The organism is Microbacterium sp. bgisy189 (genome assembly GCF_057707225.1).
This window is the reverse complement of the sequence record NZ_JBYIPT010000002.1, coordinates 414,691-438,166: the sequence shown is the minus strand read 5'-3', so window position 1 is coordinate 438,166 and position 23,476 is coordinate 414,691. Positions and strand designations below refer to the sequence as shown.

Annotated in this window: 23 protein-coding genes and 1 tRNA gene; 17 read left to right on the top strand and 7 right to left on the bottom strand. The window is 68.3% G+C overall.

All coding sequences use genetic code 11. The features are described from left to right. Positions 1–4: 4 nt before the first annotated feature. Together AC3ENX_RS05060 and AC3ENX_RS05055 are read right to left on the bottom strand one after the other, a co-directional pair. Positions 5–886, bottom strand: coding sequence for a transglutaminase family protein (locus tag AC3ENX_RS05060; protein WP_434810764.1), 882 nt, complete (start codon positions 884–886; stop codon positions 5–7). Then, on the bottom strand, positions 883–3,393 hold the full coding sequence (locus AC3ENX_RS05055; protein ID WP_434810763.1) for a circularly permuted type 2 ATP-grasp protein: 2,511 nt from the start codon (positions 3,391–3,393) through the stop codon (positions 883–885). Before AC3ENX_RS05055 ends, AC3ENX_RS05060 begins: the two co-directional genes overlap by 4 nt. Before the next feature lie 106 nt (positions 3,394–3,499). On the opposite strand from AC3ENX_RS05055, the gene AC3ENX_RS05050 reads away from it, so the two are divergent. From AC3ENX_RS05050 to AC3ENX_RS05040, 3 genes are all read left to right on the top strand, one after another. After that, positions 3,500–4,009 (top strand): amino-acid N-acetyltransferase, encoded by a 510-nt coding sequence (locus AC3ENX_RS05050; RefSeq protein ID WP_434810762.1) that lies wholly within the window; start codon positions 3,500–3,502, stop codon positions 4,007–4,009. A gap of 45 nt (positions 4,010–4,054) precedes the next feature. Beyond that, complete coding sequence (locus AC3ENX_RS05045; RefSeq protein WP_434810761.1) at positions 4,055–4,714, top strand: hypothetical protein; 660 nt, start codon at positions 4,055–4,057, stop codon at positions 4,712–4,714. A gap of 320 nt (positions 4,715–5,034) precedes the next feature. Beyond that, on the top strand, positions 5,035–5,445 hold the full coding sequence (locus tag AC3ENX_RS05040; RefSeq protein ID WP_434810760.1) for a dehydrogenase: 411 nt from the start codon (positions 5,035–5,037) through the stop codon (positions 5,443–5,445). A 1-nt stretch (position 5,446) separates the two neighbouring features. Here AC3ENX_RS05040 and radA read toward each other — a convergent pair whose 3' ends face one another. After that, entirely contained in the window at positions 5,447–6,802 is a 1,356-nt protein-coding gene (gene radA, locus AC3ENX_RS05035) for a DNA repair protein RadA (protein ID WP_434810759.1), read from the bottom strand. Positions 6,803–6,870: 68 nt separating this feature from the next. Between radA and AC3ENX_RS05030 the strand changes: the two genes are divergently transcribed. Continuing rightward, the gene (locus AC3ENX_RS05030) at positions 6,871–7,704 is read left to right on the top strand and encodes a transposase (RefSeq protein WP_434810758.1); all 834 of its coding nucleotides are present in this window, start codon (positions 6,871–6,873) and stop codon (positions 7,702–7,704) included. Positions 7,705–7,829: 125 nt separating this feature from the next. Here the strand turns inward: AC3ENX_RS05030 and AC3ENX_RS05025 are convergent, their stop codons facing one another. Further along, positions 7,830–8,783, bottom strand: coding sequence for an L-lactate dehydrogenase (locus tag AC3ENX_RS05025; protein ID WP_434810757.1), 954 nt, complete (start codon positions 8,781–8,783; stop codon positions 7,830–7,832). Positions 8,784–8,907: 124 nt separating this feature from the next. On the opposite strand from AC3ENX_RS05025, the gene AC3ENX_RS05020 reads away from it, so the two are divergent. From AC3ENX_RS05020 to AC3ENX_RS04960, 13 genes are all read left to right on the top strand, one after another. Continuing rightward, positions 8,908–8,998: transfer RNA gene (locus AC3ENX_RS05020), tRNA-Ser, on the top strand. Positions 8,999–9,092: 94 nt separating this feature from the next. Next, a complete protein-coding gene (locus tag AC3ENX_RS05015) occupies positions 9,093–10,229 on the top strand; it encodes a 3-oxoacyl-[acyl-carrier-protein] synthase III C-terminal domain-containing protein (RefSeq protein ID WP_434810756.1) in 1,137 nt (378 codons plus the stop codon). Positions 10,230–10,270: 41 nt separating this feature from the next. Next, positions 10,271–10,960 carry an iron-containing redox enzyme family protein gene (locus tag AC3ENX_RS05010; RefSeq protein WP_434810755.1) on the top strand — a complete coding sequence of 230 codons (690 nt, stop codon included), beginning with the start codon at positions 10,271–10,273 and terminating at the stop codon, positions 10,958–10,960. Between the two features lies 1 nt (position 10,961). Beyond that, positions 10,962–11,840: a DUF6999 family protein gene (locus AC3ENX_RS05005; RefSeq protein ID WP_434810754.1), complete on the top strand. Its 879-nt coding sequence runs from the start codon at positions 10,962–10,964 to the stop codon at positions 11,838–11,840. A gap of 76 nt (positions 11,841–11,916) precedes the next feature. Beyond that, entirely contained in the window at positions 11,917–13,500 is a 1,584-nt protein-coding gene (locus AC3ENX_RS05000) for a molybdopterin-dependent oxidoreductase (RefSeq protein ID WP_434810753.1), read from the top strand. A gap of 110 nt (positions 13,501–13,610) precedes the next feature. Then, entirely contained in the window at positions 13,611–14,618 is a 1,008-nt protein-coding gene (locus tag AC3ENX_RS04995; RefSeq protein ID WP_434810752.1) for a LacI family DNA-binding transcriptional regulator, read from the top strand. A gap of 64 nt (positions 14,619–14,682) precedes the next feature. Beyond that, complete coding sequence (locus AC3ENX_RS04990; protein ID WP_434810751.1) at positions 14,683–16,350, top strand: ABC transporter substrate-binding protein; 1,668 nt, start codon at positions 14,683–14,685, stop codon at positions 16,348–16,350. Positions 16,351–16,417: 67 nt separating this feature from the next. Next, positions 16,418–17,395 (top strand): ABC transporter permease, encoded by a 978-nt coding sequence (locus AC3ENX_RS04985; RefSeq protein WP_434810750.1) that lies wholly within the window; start codon positions 16,418–16,420, stop codon positions 17,393–17,395. Between the two features lie 39 nt (positions 17,396–17,434). Then, complete coding sequence (locus AC3ENX_RS04980) at positions 17,435–18,412, top strand: ABC transporter permease (protein ID WP_434810817.1); 978 nt, start codon at positions 17,435–17,437, stop codon at positions 18,410–18,412. Beyond that, complete coding sequence (locus AC3ENX_RS04975) at positions 18,409–19,323, top strand: ABC transporter ATP-binding protein (protein WP_434810749.1); 915 nt, start codon at positions 18,409–18,411, stop codon at positions 19,321–19,323. Before AC3ENX_RS04980 ends, AC3ENX_RS04975 begins: the two co-directional genes overlap by 4 nt. Further along, positions 19,320–20,360 (top strand): ATP-binding cassette domain-containing protein, encoded by a 1,041-nt coding sequence (locus tag AC3ENX_RS04970; RefSeq protein WP_434810748.1) that lies wholly within the window; start codon positions 19,320–19,322, stop codon positions 20,358–20,360. Before AC3ENX_RS04975 ends, AC3ENX_RS04970 begins: the two co-directional genes overlap by 4 nt. Continuing rightward, positions 20,357–21,799 carry a glycoside hydrolase family 32 protein gene (locus AC3ENX_RS04965; protein WP_434810747.1) on the top strand — a complete coding sequence of 481 codons (1,443 nt, stop codon included), beginning with the start codon at positions 20,357–20,359 and terminating at the stop codon, positions 21,797–21,799. Before AC3ENX_RS04970 ends, AC3ENX_RS04965 begins: the two co-directional genes overlap by 4 nt. A 33-nt stretch (positions 21,800–21,832) precedes the next feature. Further along, entirely contained in the window at positions 21,833–22,204 is a 372-nt protein-coding gene (locus tag AC3ENX_RS04960) for a hypothetical protein (RefSeq protein WP_434810746.1), read from the top strand. Positions 22,205–22,220: 16 nt separating this feature from the next. On the opposite strand, the gene AC3ENX_RS04955 is transcribed toward AC3ENX_RS04960, so the two are convergent. Genes AC3ENX_RS04955 through AC3ENX_RS04945 form a run of 3 tightly spaced genes read right to left on the bottom strand, consistent with a single transcriptional unit; the run spans position 22,221 to position 23,422 of the window. Beyond that, positions 22,221–22,733, bottom strand: coding sequence for a hypothetical protein (locus tag AC3ENX_RS04955; protein WP_434810745.1), 513 nt, complete (start codon positions 22,731–22,733; stop codon positions 22,221–22,223). Between the two features lie 27 nt (positions 22,734–22,760). Further along, positions 22,761–23,096: a peptide ABC transporter permease gene (locus AC3ENX_RS04950; protein WP_434810744.1), complete on the bottom strand. Its 336-nt coding sequence runs from the start codon at positions 23,094–23,096 to the stop codon at positions 22,761–22,763. Next, positions 23,093–23,422, bottom strand: coding sequence for a DUF7882 family protein (locus AC3ENX_RS04945; RefSeq protein ID WP_434810743.1), 330 nt, complete (start codon positions 23,420–23,422; stop codon positions 23,093–23,095). The genes AC3ENX_RS04950 and AC3ENX_RS04945 overlap by 4 nt, the downstream gene beginning before the upstream one ends. Between the last annotated feature and the right edge of the window lie 54 nt (positions 23,423–23,476).

The following is a 23,476-nucleotide window of genomic DNA, read 5'->3' as shown; positions in this document are numbered from 1 at the left end:
GGGATCAGTCGAGGGGCGCGACGTCGACCGAGACGCGCAGCGTCGAGCGCTCCGCTTCGGTGTAGATGATGCCGCGCACCGGCGAGACATCGCCGTAGTCGCGGCCCCACGCCACCGTCACGTAGCGGTCGTTGGCCCACTGGTTGTTCGTCGGGTCGATCGCGAGCCACTCGTCCGTGCCCGGCAGCCACACCGCGAGCCACGCGTGTGACGCGTCAGCACCGAACACGCGCTCCTTGCCCGGCGGCGGCTGGGTCGCGAGATACCCCGACACGTAGCGGGCCGCGACGCCGTGCGCGCGCAGGCAGGCGAGTGCGACGTGGGCGAAGTCCTGACAGACGCCCGCGCGCTTGTCCATGGCATCGGCCACGGTGCTCGTGACCGTCGTCGCCGTCGAGTCGTAGTCGAAGTCGCGGAAGATCCGCTCCATCAGGTCGGTCGCCGCTTCACCGATCGGGCGGCCGGGTGTCAGCGACACGGCGCCATATGCGGTGGCGTCGTCGACGTGGCGGACGCGGGGCGACTCCATTGCGAACTCGGCAGCCCGCCACGCGCCTTCGACGTCGGGGTGGTCGAGTGGGCGTGCGTCCTCCCACGGGCGCGCCATGGCGGCCTCGTCGTACGCGGGCCGGTGCACGGTGACCTCGCTCGTGCACTCGATCGCGAGCGAGTCGTGCGGTTCGGTGAGGTGGAAGTACGTCGCCGCGTTGCCGAAGTAGTCGGCGTCGGGGCTGATGTCGCCGGGCGGCGGCGTGACCGTCACCTGTGATGACTCCACCTGCTGCCACGGCAGTGTGCGCGGCGACAGATGGAACTTGCCGACGCTGTCTTCGACCGGGGCGCTGTAGGTGTACGCCGTGCGGTGCCACACGCGATAGCGCTTCACGCCCTGGCCTCCATGAGTTCTTCGATGATCGCCAGCGACGATAGCGAGACCGCCGGCGGGCCGGACTCGAAGTGGGCCTGCGAGATCGCGTCTGCCACCTGCTCGATCTGTGCGCGAACATCGTCGAGCGTCTCGGAGAGAGCGGATCGGTGGCCGTCGGTCACGGCGGCGAGCTCTGCCACATCGAACTCATCGACCGTCGTGATGAGGTGATCGACGAGGCGCTCGGGGCGGCTCGAGCCGGTCGAGGCGGGCAGTGCGGCGAGGTGGTCACGGATCGCGTGGAGCGAGAACAGCAATGACCGCGGGTTGTCGGCGTCGAGCAGCAGCAGGTCGAGCACGTCGGCGGTGCGCATCGAGCCGCGATAGCGGCGGCGGTAGGTGACGATCGATTCGGATGCCGTCAGCACCGACTCGAGCACCTCCCGATCGGCGCGGAGCGTGCGCCGATCGACGGCGCCGACCGCGAGGATGTGGCACAGCTGCAGTGCACGCTCGAGTGCGCGCCCCGTCTCGATCATGTGCCAGCCGGCGTCGCGGATCATGTTGGCGGTCACACCATGCAACGACAGGATCGACGACAGCATGCGTCCTGCCGACTCGACAGTGCGGTGCGGATGCTGCGAGGCGCGCAGCGCTCTGGTCGCGCGGTCGATGTGGGCGAACACGCGCCAGGTGTCGCCCGAGAGCTGGTCACGCACACCCTCGAGCGCATCGCGCAACCGAAGGATCGACTGCGCCGGTGCCCCGCGTCGCCGCGTATCGAGCAGCAGGGAACGGAACTCCGCTTCGGGGTCGTCGTGGTGCCGGCCGGCGAGCCGTTCGAGCGTCGCGAGCAGCACGACCGCGCTCGGGTCGCGGTGGCGGTGCGCGCCTGGCTGGTCGAGCAGGTGCTGCGCGGTCAGCAGCAGTCGCAAGAAGTCTTCGGTGCGTTCGGCGTAGCGACCGACCCAGAACATGTCGGCCAGCGCGCGCGGCGCCAGGGGCGGCACCGTCCGTGCCGCCGGAAGCGGGTCGACCTCGATGAGCCCCTGGTCGGGGTCGGCATCGGATGCCTTCAGCACCCAGACGTCCTTCGTGGTCGGCGCGGCATCCGCGCTCTCGCGCACCGTCGCGAGGCCGCCGACGAGCGGGCGGTAACTCGAGCCGTAGCGCAGCGTGAACGACCGCAGCACGAGCGGCACCGACGCGGCAGATCCCGCAGAGGTCCACACCGGTGCCTGCGACAGCGGCAGCAGCTGCTGACCGACGAAGCGATGCGGAGCGGTGCGGATGCGAGCGATCAGGGCGTCGGTGTCGAGCCCCGCGAGCGCCTTGCGAGGCTCATCGAGGGCGCGCACGAACAGTCCCTCGTCGCCGGCGCGCAGCCGCGCGATCACGTCTTCGCGCGAGCCCGGATCGCCGCACCACCACGTGGGGGCTGACGGCAGTCGCAGCTGCTCACCCAGCAGGTGCTCGGCGGCCGCCGGCAGGAACGGCATCAGCGCCGGGTTCTCGAGGACGCCGGCGCCGAGTCCGTTCACCAGGCGCACGCGTCCGCGCCGAACGGCCTCGCTGAGGCCGGCCACGCCCAGACGCGAGTCGGCGCGCAGCTCCAGCGGGTCGCACCATTCGGCATCCACGCGTCGCACGATCACGTCGACGCGCTCGGTCGGGTTGCGCGCCGGCCACCCTGCCGGCTTCATCCAGACCCCGCCGTCGTGCACGACCAGGTCGCTGCCCTGCACGAGGGGAAAGCCGAGTGCGCCGGCGAGAAAGGCCTGATCGAACGCCGTCTCGCTCATCGTGCCGGGGGAGAGGATGACGATCGTCGGGCTCGTGACGCCCTCGGGCGCCGCGTTGAGCAGCGTCGCGTGCAGTGCCGAGAAGTACGGCTCCATGCGATGCAGGCTGCTCTCCTGATAGAGCTCGGGGATCACCTGCGAGATGACGCGACGGTTCTGCATCGCGAAGCCGAGGCCCGAAGGTGCCTGTACGCGGTCGGCGAGCACATGCCAATCGCCCTCTGCGTCGCGCCCCAGATCGACGGCCGACAGCAGCAGCGGATGAGGATCTGCCGCGCTGGGCCGCGCGACCGAACGGGCAAAGCCCGAATGCCCCAGCACGACCGGCGCCGGGATGATGCCCTTCGAGAGGAGGGTCTGGTCGCCGTACAGGTCGACGAGCAGCGCGTTCAGCAGTTCGGCGCGCTGCGCCAGACCCACGTCGAGGCGCGCCCAGGACGCGGCGTCGAGGATGAGCGGCATCGCGTCGAGCTGCCACGGCAGCGCCCCGACGTCTGGGTGGATGTACGAGACGCCGTCGTCGGCCAAGAATCGCACGATCTCGCCGTCGACGCGTCGCAACTCGTCGTCGGTGACCGCGAGGGCACGTTCGGCGAGTGCCTTCCACGCGGGGCGCAACGAGCCGACGGGGTCGACGACCTCGTCATAGCGTGCGTCGCCGGGCGCGGTGAACGGCAGTGTCGGCTGCGACACTGCCGTCGCGTAGTCACGGAGCACACTCACGCCGGCGCGCCCTTCCAGCAGCGGGGCCGATCGCTCGGCCGTGTACGGGTCACAGCAGAGCCTATCCGGCACCGGCGTTCCCGCGTCGCGGGCTTACGCTGGTGCCGTGACCGATGCATCCGCCTACACCGTCCGTCCGGCCCGCACGGCCGACGTGCGCGGCATCCTCGAGCTGCTGCAGCCGTGGGTGGAGCGACGCATCCTGCTGGGCAAAGAGCTCGTCACGCTCTTCGAGTCCGTGCAGGAGTTCGTTGTCGCCGAGGCGGGTGACCGCCTCATCGGATGCGGTGCGCTGCACGTCATGTGGGAGGACCTCGGCGAGATCCGCACGCTCATCGTGGCGGAGGACTGGCTGCACCACGGCGTCGGTGGGGGGCTCGTGACGGCGCTCGAAGACCGCGCGAACGCGCTCGGCTTGCGGCGGCTGTTCTGTCTCACCTTCGAAGTGCCCTTCTTCACCCGTCGCGGATTCGAACCGATCGGGGAGCAGATCGTCGACCCCGACGTGTACTCGCAGCTGCTGCGCAGCCCCGACGAAGGTGTTGCCGAGTTCCTCGACCTCGCGCACGTGAAGCCCAACACCCTGGGCAACACCCGCATGCTCAAGCAGTTGTAGGCGCGCCGGGGCGGCTGGCTCGGCCCCGCACCGTACCCTGACTGCGTGAGCACCCCACCCCGTCGCAGGCACTCCCCGGCCGTCTACCGCCGCCGGCGGTTGGCGTTGCTGCTCATCCTGCTGCTCGTCGCGGCGGCCGTGGCCGTGCTCATCTGGCAGCCGTGGCGAACCGCGGCATCCGATCCGGATCCGAGCGGGTCTGCTCTCGCGGCGCCGACCGACACCGCCACACCGGGGGCCACCGCGTCCGGCACGCCGCAGTCGACCCCCACGCCGAGTGGGACGGCGACCGTCGCCGAGGCGTGCAACGGTCGAGACCTGATCGTCGAGGCGGTGACCGACAAGGACTCCTACGGCGCCGGCGAGTTGCCGCAGCTGTCGATCTCGCTCACGAACGACGGCGAAACGGACTGTCTCATCGACGTCGGCACCGCGACGCAGCGATTCGTGATCACGAGCGGCAGCGACGAATGGTGGAACTCGGCGCACTGTCAGATCGAGTCCGCGAACCAGGTCGAAACCCTCACGGCAGGGCAGACGGTGACGACGGTCGAGCCCATCGTCTGGGATCGCACCCGCTCGTCGACCGAGACCTGCGCCGAGGGTGAGGACCGCCCGAGCGCGCCCGGCGGCGGCGCCTATTACAACCTGACGGTGACGATCGGCGGCATCACGTCAGACGACAAGGCATTCGAACTGCGCTGATCTGCTGCGGCGGTCTGTGCTGATTAGCTGCGGAAAGCGTCTACCTCGGGCAGAACGAACGAAACCCTGAGAGGTTTCTCACCATTTGTCCCCCGAAGGGGGGACATCATTCATGCGTGCGGATGGGTACCCTGAAATCAGCTCCCGTAGCGACCGCCGTTGTCCCCAGCAGCGGAAGTCACACTGATCCCCAGAGGTGTGACGTCGGATCCCCCGCCGGTGAGCACGGGCCCTCCCGAATCCCCCAGTCCCCAATGGGGGGATCGAGAGGGCCCCACTCTTTGCCTTCAGTGCCTTCGGCCGGTCATAGGCTGGAACGCATGGCCGGCAACAAGAAGGCGAAGGGCGGCAAGCCGCCGCTGGAGTTCCGCAATCCGCAGCTCGCGGACGCGCTGCAGACGCAAGACCTCGCGGCCGTCGCGTTCGCCCTGCGCCACGGCCCCACCGTCGTGCCGCTGCTGCGCCCCGGCCAACGTGACAACCCGCTCGACACCGGCGAGGTCTGGACCTACCGCGCACCCGACACGGGAGACGTCGCGCTCCTGCTGTTCAGTGACGCGTCACACAAGCCGGCATCCCTCCCGCCCGCCGTCGGTCTCCAGTCGCCGGGGTGGCTGCGCGCCTTCCTCGGCGTGCACGGCGACGAGATCACCACCGTCTTCCTCGACATCGCTGGTCCCCATCCGATGCAGGCGACGCCGGCGGACATCATCGCCGCGCTCGACGCCTGAGTCAGAACCCGGGTTCGTCGCCCGGCGCCGGCCGGTGCAGGCGGCCGAGGTCGGCGAGCGCCGTGCGAAGGTCTTTCGACGACGTGTCGAGGATGCTGCGATAGCCGACGCGGCCGGCCTCGACGCGTCGCTGCTCGTGCTGCGTGACGGCTCGGATCTCGCCCGCGAGACTCAACTCGCCGATCGCGGCGAGCCCGCTCGGATTCGGGTGATCGAATACGGCGCTCGCCACCGCGAGGGCGATCGCCAGGTCTGCTGCCGGTTCGGTCAGGCGCACCCCGCCGACCGTCGACACATAGACGTCGAGGTCGGAGACCTTCACCCGCGCACGCTTTTCGAGCACCGCCAGGATCATCGCGACTCGGGCGCCGTCGACGCCGCTCACGATACGCCGCGGGTTCGGCGCGCCCGTCGGAATCGTGAGGGCCTGCACTTCGACGGGCAGAGCGCGTCGCCCCTCGAGCGCGATCGTGACGCACGTGCCCGCTTCGCGCGAGCCGTGGCCGAGGAACAGCGCACTCGGATCGGGCACCTCGGCGATGCCGTCACCGGTCATATCGAAGCATCCGACCTCGTCGGTCGCGCCGAACCGGTTCTTCAGCGCCCGCACGAAGCGCAGCGAGGTCTGCCGGTCGCCCTCGAAATGGCACACGACGTCGACGAGGTGTTCGAGGATGCGGGGCCCCGCGATCGAGCCGTCTTTCGTGACGTGACCGACGATGATCACCGGCAGGTCGCGTTCTTTCGCGATGCGGATGAGGGTGGATGCCACTTCGCGCACCTGGCTGGGGTGACCGGCGACGCCATCGGTGAGGCTCGACGAGACCGTCTGAACGGAGTCGACGATGAGCAGATCGGGCCGCACCTCGTCGATATGACCGAGCACGGTCGCGAGATCCGTCTCGCTCGCGAGGAACAGGCGGTCGTGCAGCGCTCCGGTGCGCTCGGCGCGAAGACGCACCTGGCCGAGCGACTCTTCGGCGCTCACATACAGCACCGTCTGCCCGGCTCCCGCACTGCGTGATGCCACTTCGAGCAGCAGCGTCGACTTGCCGACGCCCGGTTCGCCCGACAGCAGGATCGCCGCACCCGGCACGACGCCTCCGCCCAGCACCCGGTCGAACTCGCCGACGCCGCTCGTGCGACGCGGTGCTTCGCTCGTGTCGATCGACGTGATGGGCGTCGCCCGACGGGCCGGCGCGATCGCCGTCACCGACGTCACGATGCCGGTTGCCGCGCCCTGCTCGACGACCGTGCCCCACTGCTGGCATTCGCCGCAGCGGCCGACCCATTTGGCGGTCGTCCACCCGCATTCGGTGCACCGGAACGCGGTGGTCATCGTCTTGCGGGTCGCCATGGATCCAGCGTAGGTGCGAGCGCCGACATGCCTCGGCATCCATCCCCCGCATGCGCGAGACTTGCCTCATGGCAGAAGGCGAAGACCTCGACACGATCGTCGTCGAGCTGTACGCCGTGCCGCCGGCGGACTTCACGACGGCGCGCAGCGAGCGCGCGCGAGGTGTCGACAAGGATCTCGCCGCCCGCGTCGCGAAGATCCGCAAGCCGGTCGTGTCGGCGTGGGTGGTCGACCTGCTCGCCCGTGAGGGAATGCTCGCTGACGCGCTCGAACTCGGGGCCGCGTTGCGTGAGGCCCAGGACGATCTCGACGCCGCTGAGCTGTCCCGCCTCGGGCGACAGCGACGGCAGTTGGTGGCGGCGCTCGCTCGGTCTGGTGGCGACCGTGCTGCCGATGTCGGTGTCGCGGTCAGTGCCGCCGCGCTCACAGACATCGAGTCGACCCTGAACGCTGCACTCATCGATGCGACAGCGGCGGCCGCCGTGCGCACGGCGCGACTGGCCAAGCCCATCGCCGCCGGGGGAGACCTCGACCTCGCCGATGTGCTGAGTGGTTCGGCGCCGCTGCCGCAGCGCGACGAGACCCCCGACGACGAACTCGCAGAACGTCGAGCCCGCAAGGCCGCCGAAAGTGCCGCCCGCGAAGCCGAACGCGCCGCCGACCGCGCCGCCCGCGATCAGACGGATGCGGAGGATAAGCGCGACCGCGCACAGGCGAAGGCCGACGGGCTCGAGACGCGCGCCGACGCGTTGCGGCGTGAACTCGCACAGATCGAAGCGGAGGCGTCAGCGGCCCGCGCAGACCTCGACGCCCTCATCCGCGCGGCCGCGGAGGCCGCCGAGCAGGCTCGTACCGCCGCGCGCCGCGCGAAAACCGCGCGTGCCGCCGTCGACCCCGGGTGAGTGCGCGACGCGCGGGTACCGAACTCCTCAGTTTTGGGGCTGCGGTGCCCTGAAACGACCCTGCCGGGCCGGCCGGGTGCGAAAACTCAGGAGTTACGCGCGCCGCGGCTGAGCAGAGCGGGCGGTCACCGCAGCGACGCCGCGACCTCTGACAGGGCGTCGGCGGAACGGCGGAACAGACCGAGCTCGGCGTCGCTGAACGTGGTCTCGGGGATTGGGAACGCGCCCGAGCGGCCGACGATCGACGGCACCGACAGGGCCACGCCGCTCACACCCTGGAAGTCGTTCAGCACCGTCGAGACCGGCATGACGGCGCTCTCGTCGTTCAGCAGTGCTTCGACGATGCGTGCGCTCGAGAGGCCGATCGCATAGTTCGTGGCGCCCTTGCCCTGAATGACCTTGTACGCGGCATCCCGCACGTCGATCGCGATCTGGTCGAGCTCTTCGACGGTGAACTTCGGCTGCCCGTCCCGCGGCACCCAGTCGAGGATCGGCACCGTGCCGATCGTCGCGTGCGACCACAGCGGAAACTCGGTGTCGCCGTGCTCGCCGACGATGTAGGCGTGCACGCTGGAGGTCGATACTCCTGCGCGCTGTGCGAGCTTCCACCGCAGCCGCGACGTGTCGAGCACGGTGCCAGACGCGAACACGCGCTCGGGCGGAAGACCGGTGGCCTCCTGCGCGAGCACCGTCAGGACGTCGCAGGGGTTCGTGACGATCACGAAGGTTGCGTCGGGGGCGACCTCGAGCAGCTGCGGCATCATCGTCTTGAGGATGCCGGCGTTCACACCAGCCAGCTCGATGCGGGTCTGCCCGGGCTTCTGCTTGGCACCCGCGGTGATCACCACGACGTGCGAGCCTGCCGCGACCGAGATGTCGGAGCCGCCGATGATGTCGCTCGACCCGGTGAATTGCGCGCCGTGGGCGAGGTCGAGCACCTCCGCCTCGGTCTTCTCGGTGGCGATGTCATACAGGGCGACGTGCCTCGCCGATCCGCGGATGAGGGCGGCATAGGCGACGCTGGATCCGACCGCGCCGGCGCCGACGACGGTGAGTTTCGAGTTCTCGATCGCGCTCATGCGCTCAGTCTGGCAGTGTCCGGTCGCATCCGGGAGGGTACGGGCCGGGAATAACGGGTGACCTGCGGCTTCGCCCGTGAGGCTCGGTTCGCGGCACGGCTGAACGTGTCGTAAACTGTTCGGCGGTGACGTGTCCGAGCGGCCGAAGGTGCAACTCTCGAAAAGTTGTGTAGGGTAACCCCCTACCGTGGGTTCAAATCCCACCGTCACCGCCACTTTCAGCAGATCAGCCCCGGTTTTCGCCGGGGCTGATATGCGTTCGGTGGAGAAATCCGGCGCCGGTTCGGCCCCACCGTCTAGTCTCGACCCATGGGGGTCACGGCGAACGCGTATCTGACGGGCTTCGGGCGCTATCTGCCCGGGCCGCCGATCGGCAATGACGAGATCGTGACGCGCCTCGGCGGTGACGACAAGGTCACCGCGCGCATCCGCGAACGCATCCTCGCAGCCAACGGCATCAAGCAGCGCCACTACGCGCTCGACGAGCAGGGTGAACCGACCGAGCTCAACGAACAGCTCGCGGTGAAGGCACTGCAGGCCGCGCTCGACGACCGTGGCATCGCGGCATCCGATCTGCGCATGCTCGCGTGCGCCACGACGATGGGCGACGTGCTCGTACCGGGCTTCGGGTCGATGGTGCATGGTCGACTCGGCGGCGGCCCCATGCAGGTGCTGACGGCGACCGGCGTGTGCTCGTCGAGCCTCAGCGCGCTCGATGCTGCGGTGGCCAAGGTCAAACTCGGCGACCACCCGCGCGCCGCCGTCGTCGGGTCAGAGCTTCCCAGCCGCAGCCTCCGCCAGCGGCGCTTCGACGGGGTCAAGGCCGGTATGGACTCGCACTTTCTCCGGTGGATGCTCTCGGACGGGGCAGGTGCCGTCGTCGTCGAGTTCCAGCCGCATCCGGATCGCCCGTCGCTGCGGGTCGACTGGGTGCGACAGGTCTCGCTCGCCCACGACAATGCCGTGTGCATGCGCTCGGGCATGACGGGTCTCGACCCGGTGCCCGGTGCGACGTGGCAGGACATCCCGGTCGATGAGGCGAGGGATGCCGGCATGTTCACGCTTCGGCAAGACGTGAGCGTGCTCGACAAACTCGCCGACACCGGGCTCGCCCAGTTCGAGGAGCTCGTCGACACGGGACTCGTGGACGTGCACCACCTCGACCACGTGCTCTGCCACTACTCGACGAACATGTTCCGCGACCTCGCGTTCGACGGGCTGCGCCGCCGGGTGCCGTCGCTGGACACCGACCGCTGGTTCTCGAATCTCGAGACCTGCGGCAACACCGGGTCGGCGAGCATCTTCATCGCGCTCGAAGAGGCGTGGCGCACCGGCCGCTTCGCGCCGGGCGAGACGATCCTGCTCGCCGTGCCCGAGTCGGGCCGGTTCTCGTTCGCCTTCGCCCACCTCACCGTGGTCGCACCACCGGCCCGACCCGTCGCCTGACCGACCGCCGCACGATTCACCCAATGACAGGGAGTACGCCGATGACCACCGAACTGACCGCCGAAGCATCCGCCACCGTCGAATCGCTCACCGAGCGCCTCGCCGACGTCTGGGTCGAGCTCGAGGAACGGCTCGCCGAGGTGCCGATCCTGCGCCGCCTCGAAGAGGGCACCGTCACGATCGACGACTACCTGCGACTGCTGTTCAACCTGCGCCAGCAGGTCGTCGACGGGTCACCGTGGATCTCGCGCGCCGCATCCAACTTCGACATCGCGCACTTCGAACTGCGTGCCGCCGCGATCCGCCACGCCGAGGAGGAGCACCGCGACTACCTCATGATCGAACGCGACTACGTCGCCGTCGGCGGCTCGCTCGACGACCTGCGCGCGGGGCGCAAGAACCTCGGCTCCGAAGCGCTGTCTGGCTACATGTTCACCTACGCCGACCGCCCCAACCCGGTCGGGCTGCTCGGCGCGATGTTCATCATCGAGGGCCTCGGCGCCAACCGCGCCGCAGGCTGGGCGAACCGATTCCAGGAAGTGCTGGGGCTGGCCGACAACCAGGTGCACTTCATGAAGTACCACGAGGTCGCCGACGCGCAGCACACGGGTGGGCTCGACGCGATCCTCACCTCCGGCATCATCGACGACGCTGCCGCCGACGAGATCGTCCGCTGCGCACAGGTCGTCGCCCGCCTCTACGCGCTGCAGCTCGAAGAACTGGACCGCTGAGGTGGCGACACGCCCGCCGCTGCCGCTCGTCCGCGAGTTCGTCCGCTCCGACCCGAGCATGTGGGAGGCGATCTACGCCGACCCGTCGGTGCCGCTCGATCGTGCGGTGGTGCGGCAGATCCTCAACGACCAGCGGCGACTGTCGAGGCGGTGGCTGTATCCGATCGCACGCATCTTCTCGCGCGTCGTCGTGGCGCTCGTGACCGTCGTCAAACGCGTGCTGCCGATGCGGTGGATGCCGCTGCGCACGATGGATGCGCTCTGCGTCTGGTTCTTGCGGCACTTCGTCTCGCCCGCCGCGGTCGAACTGCTCATCCGACACTTCGTCGTCGAGACGAACCTGGTGAACTTCATCATCCGCAACACCCCCGTCGACATGGAGCCGGTGACCCTGCGCCCGACGGCGCTGTCGGGGTTGGGCGACAACGCCGTCGTCGAACACGACGTGAACGTGTACGACGTGCTCATCGCCCTCGAGCACGTGCCACTGGCGAAAGTCGAAACGCCCGACTACGCGCAGCTCGACATTCCCAAGCTCGATGCCGAGCGGAACATCCAGCGCGTCATCCGCCTCGACATCCAGACGGCGCTGTGTTTCATGAACATCCCGTTCTCGATCGCGCTGACGCTCGAGGAGTACCGCCGCGCGGTGCACTCGATGAAGTTCGACGACTCCTTCCTCGAGATCCTCACGGTGCTCACCGGCGACGACACGTTCCGCCACTGGAAGGTCGGCGCCCTGAGTCTGTGGATGGACTCCAACGTCGACGTGCCGCAAATGGTCTATCGCCACGCCCTGGTGTGCGAATACGCGCACGCACACCTCGTGAAGATCGCACACGGCGTCTCGCCCCGCCACACCGAGGCGGCCTACGACTGAAGGTCGTCCGCGATCCGATCGCCTGACCGTTCCGAACCCCATAGACAGGGGATGCCGCGGATCGGAGGATGGCGACATGGAGCGTGGATCGAAACCCGCACGGGCGGCGATGTTGTGGGCTGCCGTCGTCGGTGTGGTCGCGGCAGCGGTGCTGCTGGCGGTCGCCGAAGTGCTCGCGCTCGTGTTCACACCCGGTGGCGGGCCGATCGTCGCGGTCGGGGCGTTCGTCATCGACATCGTTCCCCGCCCGCTGAAGGAATTCGCGATCGCGACATTCGGCGAGGCCGACAAGCCGGTGCTGTTGATCGGCCTAGGCGTCGCAGTACTCGTCGCCGCCGCCGTCACCGGGGTGCTGCAGTACGTGCGACGGCCCCTCGGTGCCGCCCTGTTCGCGTTCGCGGGGGTGCTGGCGCTCGCCACCACCGTGACCCGGGCGGGCGCGTCGTGGTTCTCATGGGTGCCGACGGCTGCCGGCACCGTCGCAGGCGTCATCACCCTCGTGCTGCTCATCGGGCGGCTGCGCGCCGCCGAGACGCCGGATGTCGCGGCATCCGTGCCCGAGAATCCCGCCGCGCCGAAGCCGGACGCAGGGGTCGACCGGCGGGGTTTCTTCAGGACGACGGCGATCGTCGGGGCGGCGGCCGTGCTCGTCGGCGTCGGTGCGCGCGTCTTCGACTCGGTGCGGCGAACCGTCGATGTGATCCGCGATGAGCTGCAACTGCCCGCACCGCGACGTACGGTGACGATTCCCGACGGCGCCGAACTCGACATCGAGGGACTCTCGCCGGTCATCACGCCCAACTCCGACTTCTACCGCGTCGACACCGCCCTGCTCGTGCCGACCGTCGACCCCGCCGAGTGGCGGCTTGTGATCGACGGGATGGTCGACGAGCGCGTCGAGCTCACCTTCGACGACCTGCTCGAGATGGGACTCGACGAGTACGCCGTCACACTCACGTGCGTCTCGAACGAGGTCGGAGGGGGATTGGTCGGCAACGCCGTCTGGCTCGGCGTGCCGGTTCGCGAAGTGCTCGCGCTCGCCGGCCCGCAGGCGGATGCCGACATGGTGCTTTCGCGGAGCGTCGATGGGTTCACGGCATCCACACCGCTCGCCTCGCTCACCGACGACGGGATCGATGCGATCCTCGCCGTCGGCATGAACGGCGAGCCGCTGCCCGCCGAGCACGGGTTCCCGGTGCGGATGGTGGTGCCGGGGCTGTACGGGTACGTGTCGGCGACGAAGTGGGTCACCGAGCTGAAGGTCACGACCTTCGCGCAGGACGAGGCCTACTGGACGCCGCGCGGGTACAGCGCGAAGGCGCCGGTCAAGTTCAGCTCGCGTATCGACACCCCGCGCGCCGGCGGCTCGGTGGAGGCGGGGACGATCGCGGTCGCCGGGGTCGCGTGGGCGCAGACAGTCGGCATCGAACGGGTCGAGGTGAGCATCGACGACGGCGAGTGGCAGCAGGCGACGCTCGCGACGGCCATCAACGCCGACACCTGGGTGCAGTGGTTCTTCGAGTGGGAGGCGACGACCGGATCGCACTACATCGCGGTGCGCGCCGTCAATGGCGACGGTGAGCTACAAGCAGAGGAGCGAGCCCCGATCTACCCAGACGGCTCGACCGGCTGGCAGCGGCTGCTCGTGACCGTGCGCTGATCTGGCGCTGACAGCGGATGCCTGCATCCCTGTTGACGCGGGTACCTAACTCGCGTTAGAGTCGTCCGCGACCGCATCTAACGCGAGTTAGGCGCACGAAGGAGTACGCAATGGCCGCTCGGCCCGTGACCATGAAAGACGTCGCCATCAAGGCGGGTGTCTCGCGGTCGGCCGTGTCGTTCGTGCTGAATGACCGCCGCTCGGTCGGGCTCTCCGATGACACCCGAGATCGTGTGCTGGCCGCTGCCGCCGAGTTGGGCTACCGCCCGAACGCGGGGGCTCGCGCACTCGCCAAGAAGACGAGCGATTGGTACGGGCTGGTCACCGAGATCGTCACCGCGCCCTTCGCCGTCGACATCATCAAAGGGGCGCAGGACGCGGCCCTGGTCGATGGCAAGCATCTCCTGATCGCATCCACCGAATCCGACCCCACGATCGAGCAGGCCGCCATCGAACGCCTGCTCGAACAGCGGGTCGAGGGCATTCTCTACGCGGCCACATGGCATCGAGCCGTCGAGCTGCCCGAAATCGCGCGCGAAGTGCCGACCGTCCTCGTGAACTGCTTCGACGCAGAAGGCCGCTTTCCAGCAATCGTCCCGGATGAGCGCGCGGGCGGCCGACGCGCGACTGAGCGGCTGCTTGCGGCCGGTCACCGCCGCATCGGCTTCATCAATCTCGACCCAGAAATCCCTGCCGCGGTCGGGCGACGATCCGGATTCCACGAGGCGCTGCAGGATGCGCAGATCAAAATCCACGATGCGCTCGAGGTCTCTGGGCACGCAACCGCGCACGGCGGATACGACGCGGCGACGGCGCTGCTCGAGCTTGCCGAACCGCCGACCGCTATCTTCTGCGCGAATGACCGCATGGCCATGGGAGCGTTCGATGCGATCAAGGAGCGAGGGCTCCGCATTCCTCATGACGTCGCCGTCATCGGATTCGACAACCAGGAGCTCATCGCGGGCTACCTGAGGCCGGGTCTGACGACGGTTGCACTGCCCTTCGAACAGATGGGCGCACTCGGCGTGGAACTCCTCGCCGACATCATCGCGGGTCGGCCGACCGCCACGGAGACCGTGACGGTCGACTGCCCGCTCCTCGAACGCGCGTCGGTGTGACTGGACATCTCGTCCGACGCGCAGCCCCTTCGGCTTCAACGAAGAAGAAAGGAACTCACCCATCATGACAGTTCACCGCAAGGCGGTGGCCTTGGCGGCTGCCGTCGCGGCGGCCGCGATCGCGTTGTCGGGCTGCAGCTCTGACACCGGCAGCCCCGCTGCCGATGCCCTCGACGGCTCGCAGCTGCTCACCATTCCGCGCGAAGACATGGGCACCTTCGACCGCAACTTCAATCCGTTCGCCAATCCCGACTTCCCCATGACGCAGCAGGCGATCTACGAATCGATGCTGATCTACAACCCCGCCGACGGTTCCACCACGCCTTGGCTGGCCACCGAGTGGGAGGTCGCGGCCGACAGTTCGGGCATCACGTTTACGCTGCGTGACGACGTCACCTGGTCTGACGGTGAGCCGCTCGTCGCCGACGACGTGGTCATCTCTTTCGACCTGCAGCGCGAAGTGCGCGGCGGGTTCGATTATCTCGAGCAGGTGAGCGCGGTCGACGAGCACACCGTGCAGTTCGACTTCTCGGAGCCGTTCTCGCCCGCGCTCCTCGACATCGGACAGCAGACGATCGTGCCCGCGCACGTCTGGCGCGACGTCGAAGACCCCACCACGTTCGCCAACGAAGAGCCGGTCGGGTCGGGCCCTTACACCGAGGTCACGAACTTCCAGGCGCAGTCGTTCGACCTCGGCAAGAACCCGAACTACTGGCAGCCCGACAAGCAGCGCATCGAAGGCATTCGCATGCTGGCGTTCTCGGGCAATGACGGTGCCAATCTCGCCGCCGCCAACGGTGACGTCGACTGGGCGCCGCAGTTCATTCCGAACATCGATCAGGCCTACGTCGCGAAAGATGCCGACAACCGGTTCTTCTGGTTCCCCCCGACCGGGTCGATGATCAACTGGCAGTTCAACACGACCAAGGCGCCGTTCGACGACCCGAACGTCCGCAAGGCGCTGTCGATGGCCGTCGACCGCGAACAGGTCACCGCCGTCGGCATGCAGGGATACACCGAGCCCGCCGACTGCACGGGGCTGAGCGGTTCGTACGACTCGTGGCGCGACGAGGACCTCGCGGGATCGTGCTCGTGGACCGAACGCGATCTCGAAACCGCCGGCGAACTGCTGGATGCCGCGGGCATCACGCTCGGCGCAGACGGCAAGCGCGTGCTGCCCGACGGTTCGCCGTTCGCATTCGACTACTCGGTCGGGTCGACCTCGAGCGACTGGGTGTCGGTCGGCAACGTCATCTCGCAGAACCTCGCAGAGCTCGGCGTCACCGTCACGGTTGCCGCGAAGGACTGGGGCGACGTCGTCGCCGGGTACGAGAACGGCACGTTCGATTCGGGCATCGTGTGGAGCGCGAACGCCCCCACGCCGTACCAGTACTACCGCGGCGTGATGTCGACCGAGACGGTGAAGCCCGTCGGAGAGCAGACCTTCGACAACTATCACCGTTACGGCAGCGAGGAAGCCGATGCGCTGCTGGCCCGGTTCGCACAGGCCCCCGACGAGGAGGCGCAGCACGCGGTCGTCGACGACCTGCAGGCGCTGTTCGCCGAGGAGGCGCCGGTCGCGCCACTGTTCCCCGGCCCGGAGTGGGGCGCTGCCAGCAACGCTCGCTTCACCGGTTGGCCCACGGAGGGCGACCCGTACGCGACCCTGTCGACGCGGTCGCGCACCACCGTGCTCGTGCTGACGACGCTCGAACCCGTCGTTACCGACTGATCACACAGATCGAGTCGTCCTGCTGCGCCGCGAGCGCGGCGCAGCAGGGCGCTCGAGGAGATACGCCATGGGTTATGTGCTGCGGCGGCTCGGCTTCTATCTGGCCGCCTTCTGGGTGTCGATCACCCTCAACTTCTTCCTTCCCCGCTTCATGCCGGGCGACCCTGTCTCGCGCATGGTCGCACGTTTGCAGGGACAGATCCGTCCCGATCAGATCGAGGCACTGCGCGAGTCGTTCGGACTCAGTGACGCGCCGCTCATCGAGCAGTACGTGCGCTACCTGGGGCAGATCTTCACCGGCAACCTCGGATTCTCGATCTCTCGATTCCCGACACCGGTCATGGACGTCATCACCAGCGTGATCGGCTGGACGTTCCTGCTGGGCTTCGTCTCGCTGATCATCGCGGTCGTCATCGGGAATCTGCTCGGCGTGCTGGCCGCGTGGCGACGCGGCGGCATCCTCGATTCGTTCGTGCCGCCGCTGCTCGTCTTCATCGGATCATTCCCGTACTTCTGGCTGGCGATGGGGCTGCTCTACCTCTTCGGCGTAACACTCGACTGGTTCCCCCTGCGACACGCGTTCGAGGTGGGCAGTGTGCCGGCGATCACCCCGGCCTTCATCGGCGACGTCGCTCACCACCTGTTCCTGCCCGCAGCCTCGATCGTGCTCGTCTCCGTCGGTGGATGGATGCTGGGCATGCGCAACACCATGATCGCGACCAACGCCGAGGACTACATCGTCATGGCCGAGGCCAAGGGGCTTCGCCCGCATCGCGTGATGATGCAGTACGCCGCTCGCAATGCACTGCTGCCCTCGGTGACGGCATTCGGCATGTCACTCGGGTTCGTGGTCGGTGGGGCGCTGCTGACCGAGGTCGTCTTCGCCTACCCCGGCATCGGCTACACGCTGCTCGCGGCCGTGCAGAACCTCGACTACCCGCTCATGCAGGGGCTGTTCCTCACGATCACCACAGCCGTGCTGATCGCCAACTTCCTCGTCGACATCGTGTACGTGCGGCTCGACCCGCGCGTGCGCGTGAACTGATCGGAGGGCGAGATGTCGCTCGCACAAGACCCACGTGCCATGGTCGAACTCGACCTCGGCACGCCGCCGGGACCCGACGGCGAAGCCGCAGCGGTCACGCCGTCGCGTCGACGGCAAGGAGGCTCGAACCTCCTGCTCGGACTGCTCGGCAACGCGAAGGCGCTCACGGGGGTGGTCATCCTGATCGTCTTCGTGCTGGTCGCCCTCCTCGCGCCGGTGCTCTCTCCCGGTGATCCGACCCTCATCCAGGGCATCGGATCGCAGCCGCCGTCAGCGGAACACGTCCTCGGCACCACCGCGAAGGGGCAGGACGTGCTCGCCCTCAACATCTGGGGCGCACGCTCGTCACTGTTCGTCGGGTTCACCGTCGGCATCCTGGCAACGCTCGTCGGTCTGCTCGTCGGCCTCGCCTCGGCCTACCTCGGACGAACCGTCGACAACCTGCTTTCGCTCGTGACCAACGTCTTCCTGCTGCTGCCCGGGCTTCCGCTGCTCGTGATCCTGGCGGCATTCCTTCCGCAGGGGCTCGGCACCGTGATCCTCGTACTGGTCATCACCGGGTGGGCGGGGTCGGCGCGCGTCCTGCGTTCGCAGGCCCTGTCGATCCGCGGAAAGGACTTCGTCTCGGCATCGCAGGTGACCGGTGAGAGCGGCATCCGCATCATGTTCCGAGAGATCCTCCCGAACATGGCCTCGATCGTCATGAGCACCTTTCTCGCCTGCGTCATCTTCGGCATCGGTGCCCAAGCCGGCCTCGAGTTCCTGGGGCTCGGCGACATCAGCACCATCAGCTGGGGAACGAACCTCTACTGGGCCAGTAACGACGGTGCCCTGCTGACCGGTGCCTGGTGGGTGTTCGTCCCACCAGGTGTCTGCATCGCGCTCGTCGCCTTCGCGCTCGCACTGGTCAACTACGGCGTCGACGAGACCACGAACCCCAGACTGCGACGTCCGAAACGTCGCACCACCCCAGACGCGCCCACGCGTGTCGCAAGCCGTCCGGAGGCTCAACGATGAGCGCGCCACTGCTCGATGTGTCCGATCTGTCGGTCGAGTACGTCACCGACGCCCGCACCGTGCGGGCGGTCGACCGGGTGTCCTTCACGATTGCCGAGCGCGAGGTGTTCGGTCTGGCGGGCGAGTCCGGATGCGGCAAATCGACGATCGCGAATGCGATTCTGCGGCTGCTGCGCGACCCCGCCGTGATCGCGGGCGGATCGATCCGCTTCGCCGGCACCGACGTGCTCTCGCTCAGCGCCGAAGCGTTGCGGGCGTTCCGGTGGCGACAGGTCGCCATGGTCTTCCAGAGTGCGATGAACTCGCTCAACCCGGTCATGACGATCGGCGCACAGATCATCGACATCTTCACGACCCACGAAGGCATCTCGAAAGCGTCCGCGCGGGCAAAGGCCGCCGACCTGCTTGATCTCGTCGGCATCCCGCGAGACCGGCTGCGCGCGTATCCGCACCAGTTGTCTGGTGGGATGCGTCAACGCGTCGTCATCGCGATGGCGACCGCGCTGCGGCCGTCGCTGCTGATCATGGACGAGCCGACGACTGCGCTCGACGTCGTCGTGCAACAAGAGATCATGGCGCAGATCAAAGACCTCCAGCAGGAGCTCGGATTCGCGATCCTGTTCATCACGCATGACATGTCGCTCATGGTCGAGCTGTCCGACCGCATGGCCGTGATGTATGGCGGCAGGTTCGTCGAGACGGCACCCGCGAACGACATGTTCGCGACACCCCGGCATCCATACACGCGCGCGCTGATGAACGCGTTCCCGCCGATGTCGGGTCCGCGCACCAGACTCCGTGGCCTCGGCGAAGGCGTGCGATTCGCGGGAATTCCCGATCTGGAACCGGCCACCCCCACCCACTGGGTCGCTCCGAGCGACGACGCTCTCATCACGGAGGCACTCACATGACCGACACTCCTGTGCTTTCGGCTCGCGGTCTGGCCAAGACCTTCACGACGGGCGGCGCCTTCTCGCGCAGCCGAGTGCGAGCGCTGGGTGGCGTCGATCTCGACATCGCGCACGGCGAGATCGTTGCGCTCGTCGGCGAGTCGGGGAGCGGAAAATCCACCTTCGCGCGCTGTATCGCCCGCCTCGAACAGCCCAGCTCGGGCACGTTCCTCTTCGAGGGCGAGGACGTCGTCGCGACCACTCGCCGCGCCACTCGGGCCTACCGGTCAGCCGTGCAGATGATCTTTCAGGACCCGTTCGGGTCGCTCAACCCCGTGCACCGCGTCGGGCACTTCTTGGAGCGCCCGTTGCGCATCCATGGCGCCGTCGCCGACCGCAGCGCGCTCGAGGCAGCGAAGCGACGCCTGCTCGAAAAGGTCGGGCTGCCCGACGAGATGCTCGACCGCTACCCCCACGAACTGTCGGGTGGCCAGCGGCAGCGCATCGCAATCGCCCGCGCCCTCGCGGTCGGTCCGCGGCTACTCCTGGCCGATGAGCCGACGTCGATGCTCGACGTCTCGGTGCGCATCGGCGTCCTGAACCTCATGCGCAGCCTCTGCGAAGAGCAGGGCATCTCGATGCTGTACATCACGCACGACCTCGCGTCGGCGCGATACCTCGCCGACCGCATCGCCGTGATGTACGCGGGGGAGCTGGTCGAAGTGGGCGACGCGATGCAGCTGCTCGCGCAACCCGCCCACCCCTACACGCGACTGCTCATCTCGGCGGTCCCCGACCCGGCCCGGCGCGACCCCTTCGACGCCGAACAGCGGGCCGCGCTGCGCCGAGACGTGCTGCATCCCACTCGGTGCCCATGGCAGGGCGACCCCGACCAGCCGTGCACCGCTGAGAACGCCGTCTTCCACACCATCAGCGCCCAACCCGAGCACCGGGTGCGATGCGGGCTGTACGCCCCGCCGCCGGACGCACCCGGCACCGCCCTGGAACAACCTGCCGCCGCTCCCCGCTCGGCCGACCTGGAGAACGACCCCGCATGACCACCACCACCGCATCCGCACCGGCGACCGAGTTGATCGAACGGGCGAGGGCGGACCGGCATCGTCCGGCGTTCCACTTCGTCGCCCCGGCCGGATGGCTCAATGACCCGAACGGGCTGACCCAGCGAGACGGGTGGTTCCACCTCTTCTACCAGTACAACCCGCATGCGCCCGTGCATCACCGGATCCACTGGGGGCACGCGCGCAGCAAAGACCTCGTGCACTGGGAGGAACTGCCGATCGCGCTCGAGCCGAGTGAGGGCCCCGATGTCGACGGCTGTTGGTCCGGCGTGCTCGTCGACCACGACGGCGTGCCCACGCTCGTCTATTCGGGACGCCACGGCGATCGGGAGCTGCCGTGCATCGCGACCGGGTCGGCCGATCTCGCGACGTGGACGAAGCACGACGCGAACCCCGTCATCCCGGCGCCGCCGGCCGACCTCGATATCGTTGCCTTCCGCGACCATTGCGTGTGGCGCGAGGAGTCGGGAACGTGGCGCCAGATCATCGGCGCCGGGATCCGGGATGTCGGCGGCACCGCGCTGCTGTACGAATCCACCGACCTGCGCACGTGGGAGTACCTCGGTCCGCTGCTCACCGGTGACGCCGGAGCTCAGGACCGCAACGCCGCCGACTGGACCGGCACCATGTGGGAATGCGTCGACCTGTTCGCCGTCGACGACGCCGATGTTCTTGTCTTCTCCGCGTGGGACGACGGCGTGACCCACCACCCCCTCTACTGGACGGGGCGGTACGCCGGCGACCGCTTTGAGCCGGCTTCGCTGCACCGCCTCGACCTCGGCGGGCGCTTTTTCTACGCGCCGCAGTCGATGTGCGACGCGTCCGGGCGGCGCGTGATGTTCGGCTGGATGCAGGAGGGTCGTCCCGACGACGCCGCCGTGCAGGCGGGCTGGTCGGGCGTGATGTCGCTGCCGCGCGTTGTCACGGCTCGCGCCGACGGCTCGCTGCACCAGGCGCCTGTGCCTGAGGTGGAGCTGTTGCGCGAATCGCTGCTGTACCGCGGCGATGCCGTGGACGGCTTCGATGTCGCCGGCGATCAACTGGACATCGAAGTCGACGTGCAGCTACCGGAGGGAGCGGCGATCGAGGTGACAGTGCGGGCGACCGCCGATGGTCGTGAGCGCACGGTGTATCGGCTCGAACGGTCCGGCCACCACGCCGACTTCTCGCTCGATCGCTCGCACGCGAGCCTCGATCAGTCCACAGATGCCGGCCCGCTGGGCGGGCGAGTGCCCGTCGAGGGCGATCGCGTGCGCGTTCGCGTGCTCGTCGACCACTCGGCCCTCGAAGCGTTCGCGAACGGGGTGCCGCTCGCCGCCCGCGTGTACCCCGTCGCGCCCGACGCGGATCGCGTGTCGATCCGTGTCGACGGCGCCACCGCGCAGGCATCGGTGTGGCGCATGCGCGCCGCGCACTGACCAGGAGCACTGACCACAAGAGAAAGGTGACACATGGACGTCTCACCAGCGGTTTCACGCCGCGCACTGTTCGCCACCACTGGTGTCGCAGCCATCGGCGGCGCGCTCGGCACCCTCGGCACGACAGTCGCACTCAACCGCGGTTCATCGTTCGCGGCGCCCGCGCGGTGGACGAACGACTTCAGTTCGCGCGAGTGGACGTCCGGCTGGATGCCGCGCAGCGTGACCGACGTGAACGGCGACGGTCGCGCCGACATCGTCGGCTTCGCCCATGACGGGGTGCATGTCGCGCTCAGCAGCGGATCGCGTTTCGGTGCCGCGGCGCATTGGGCGGCCTCCTACGGAAGGCACGGCTCAGCAGGAAGCTGGCGGGTCGGCAGTCATCCGCGCGCAATCGCCTCATGACCGGTCGACCCGGGCGTCAGTACTCGACGACGAGCTCTTCGATGAACGTCGCGTGCAGATAGGTCTCCATGCTGCCGAGTGCCTCGAGGCGGACGGATGTCGTCGCCTCGAGGTCGAGCTCGATGCCGTGAGGCGCCTCGTCGCACACGACCTCAGATGTGACGGGCTCCGATTCCCCGCCATCGGCTGAGACGGCCGTGACCGCGACCTGAGCCGTGCCCCCGCCGAAACAGCGGACGTCGGCACGGACCAGCTTCGTCGGATTGTCGATCGTCGCGACGATGAACGTCGGCGTGCCGTGGTTGGTCACGAGCATTCCCGCGGAGACGGCTGCGCCGGGGCCGTCGGACACGCTCGCGCTCACCTCGTCGAACCATGCCGCCGCTGCAGTGAGGTCGACGGTCGCCGACGGTGATGGCGTGGTCGGTGACGCCGCAGAAGTCGCCGGTGACTCGGCCGGCTCGGTGGCGCACCCCGCGAGGAGCAGCAGGGTGATCCCCGATGCCAATGCGAGCGGGCGACGCGTCATGGTGCCACGGTACGCCACCCCGCGCGGTCAGGTCAGGAGGGATGCGGTTCCGACAGTGAGTGCGATGGCGCTAGCCCCACCCGCCATCACGGCTGCGGTCTGCAGCGTCGAGAGGACTCGCGTCTCCAACTCGCGGCGCTCAGGCGGCTGGGTCGTGGTGAGGGAGCGCTTCGCTTCGGCGAGCGTCTCATATCGACCGATGGGGGTTGAGCGCGCATCGAGCGCGACGAAATGCCCGTCATGGGTGGTGTCGACCGACCCAGCGAATTCGCCGTCTTTCGTCGCGACGTGGAAGCCGGGGTCGACCTCTGCCCATTGCAGGCGCAACCCGGACAAGAGGGGGGCGGCATTGAGCAAGCTCATGCTGCCCGTACCAGTTCTGCCGCGCGCGCCGGCTCGATGAGCTCCAGCACGATACCGCGGTTCGTGTTCGCGGCTTCGGCGAGCTGTTGCAGTCTGGTGCGGTCGAGCGCGTCCGCATCGCCGCCGTCGAACTCGAAGCGCAGCGGAATCGAGCAGTGCATCCACACACTCGACAGTCGAGGGTCGGTCTCGGTGCCGTGGCGCCACGAGAGGGTGAAGCTTTCGGAGCGTCGCAGTTTGGTGGCGACCACGATCTTGAGGTGCGCCAATTCGTCATCGGGCATCGTGATCTGGTCTCCCGCGGCTCCGTAGTACAGACGACCCATGGCGATTCCTTCCGAATCGATTATTCTTGGTGGACAATCTACTCATATAGCAAG

Bases quoted from the DNA above. Each gene is read 5' to 3' on its own strand.
- AC3ENX_RS05040 (WP_434810760.1), top strand. From the start codon at position 5,035: ATGGCCGGCAACAAGAAGGCGAAGGGCGGCAAGCCGCCGCTGGAGTTC.
- radA (WP_434810759.1), bottom strand. From the start codon at position 6,802: ATGGCGACCCGCAAGACGATGACCACCGCGTTCCGGTGCACCGAATGC.
- AC3ENX_RS05030 (WP_434810758.1), top strand. From the start codon at position 6,871: ATGGCAGAAGGCGAAGACCTCGACACGATCGTCGTCGAGCTGTACGCC.
- AC3ENX_RS05025 (WP_434810757.1), bottom strand. From the start codon at position 8,783: ATGAGCGCGATCGAGAACTCGAAACTCACCGTCGTCGGCGCCGGCGCG.
- AC3ENX_RS05015 (WP_434810756.1), top strand. From the start codon at position 9,093: ATGGGGGTCACGGCGAACGCGTATCTGACGGGCTTCGGGCGCTATCTG.
- AC3ENX_RS05010 (WP_434810755.1), top strand. From the start codon at position 10,271: ATGACCACCGAACTGACCGCCGAAGCATCCGCCACCGTCGAATCGCTC.
- AC3ENX_RS05000 (WP_434810753.1), top strand. From the start codon at position 11,917: ATGGAGCGTGGATCGAAACCCGCACGGGCGGCGATGTTGTGGGCTGCC.
- AC3ENX_RS04995 (WP_434810752.1), top strand. From the start codon at position 13,611: ATGGCCGCTCGGCCCGTGACCATGAAAGACGTCGCCATCAAGGCGGGT.
- AC3ENX_RS04990 (WP_434810751.1), top strand. From the start codon at position 14,683: ATGACAGTTCACCGCAAGGCGGTGGCCTTGGCGGCTGCCGTCGCGGCG.
- AC3ENX_RS04985 (WP_434810750.1), top strand. From the start codon at position 16,418: ATGGGTTATGTGCTGCGGCGGCTCGGCTTCTATCTGGCCGCCTTCTGG.
- AC3ENX_RS04980 (WP_434810817.1), top strand. From the start codon at position 17,435: ATGGTCGAACTCGACCTCGGCACGCCGCCGGGACCCGACGGCGAAGCC.
- AC3ENX_RS04975 (WP_434810749.1), top strand. From the start codon at position 18,409: ATGAGCGCGCCACTGCTCGATGTGTCCGATCTGTCGGTCGAGTACGTC.
- AC3ENX_RS04970 (WP_434810748.1), top strand. From the start codon at position 19,320: ATGACCGACACTCCTGTGCTTTCGGCTCGCGGTCTGGCCAAGACCTTC.
- AC3ENX_RS04965 (WP_434810747.1), top strand. From the start codon at position 20,357: ATGACCACCACCACCGCATCCGCACCGGCGACCGAGTTGATCGAACGG.
- AC3ENX_RS04960 (WP_434810746.1), top strand. From the start codon at position 21,833: ATGGACGTCTCACCAGCGGTTTCACGCCGCGCACTGTTCGCCACCACT.
- AC3ENX_RS04955 (WP_434810745.1), bottom strand. From the start codon at position 22,733: ATGACGCGTCGCCCGCTCGCATTGGCATCGGGGATCACCCTGCTGCTC.
- AC3ENX_RS04950 (WP_434810744.1), bottom strand. From the start codon at position 23,096: ATGAGCTTGCTCAATGCCGCCCCCCTCTTGTCCGGGTTGCGCCTGCAA.
- AC3ENX_RS04945 (WP_434810743.1), bottom strand. From the start codon at position 23,422: ATGGGTCGTCTGTACTACGGAGCCGCGGGAGACCAGATCACGATGCCC.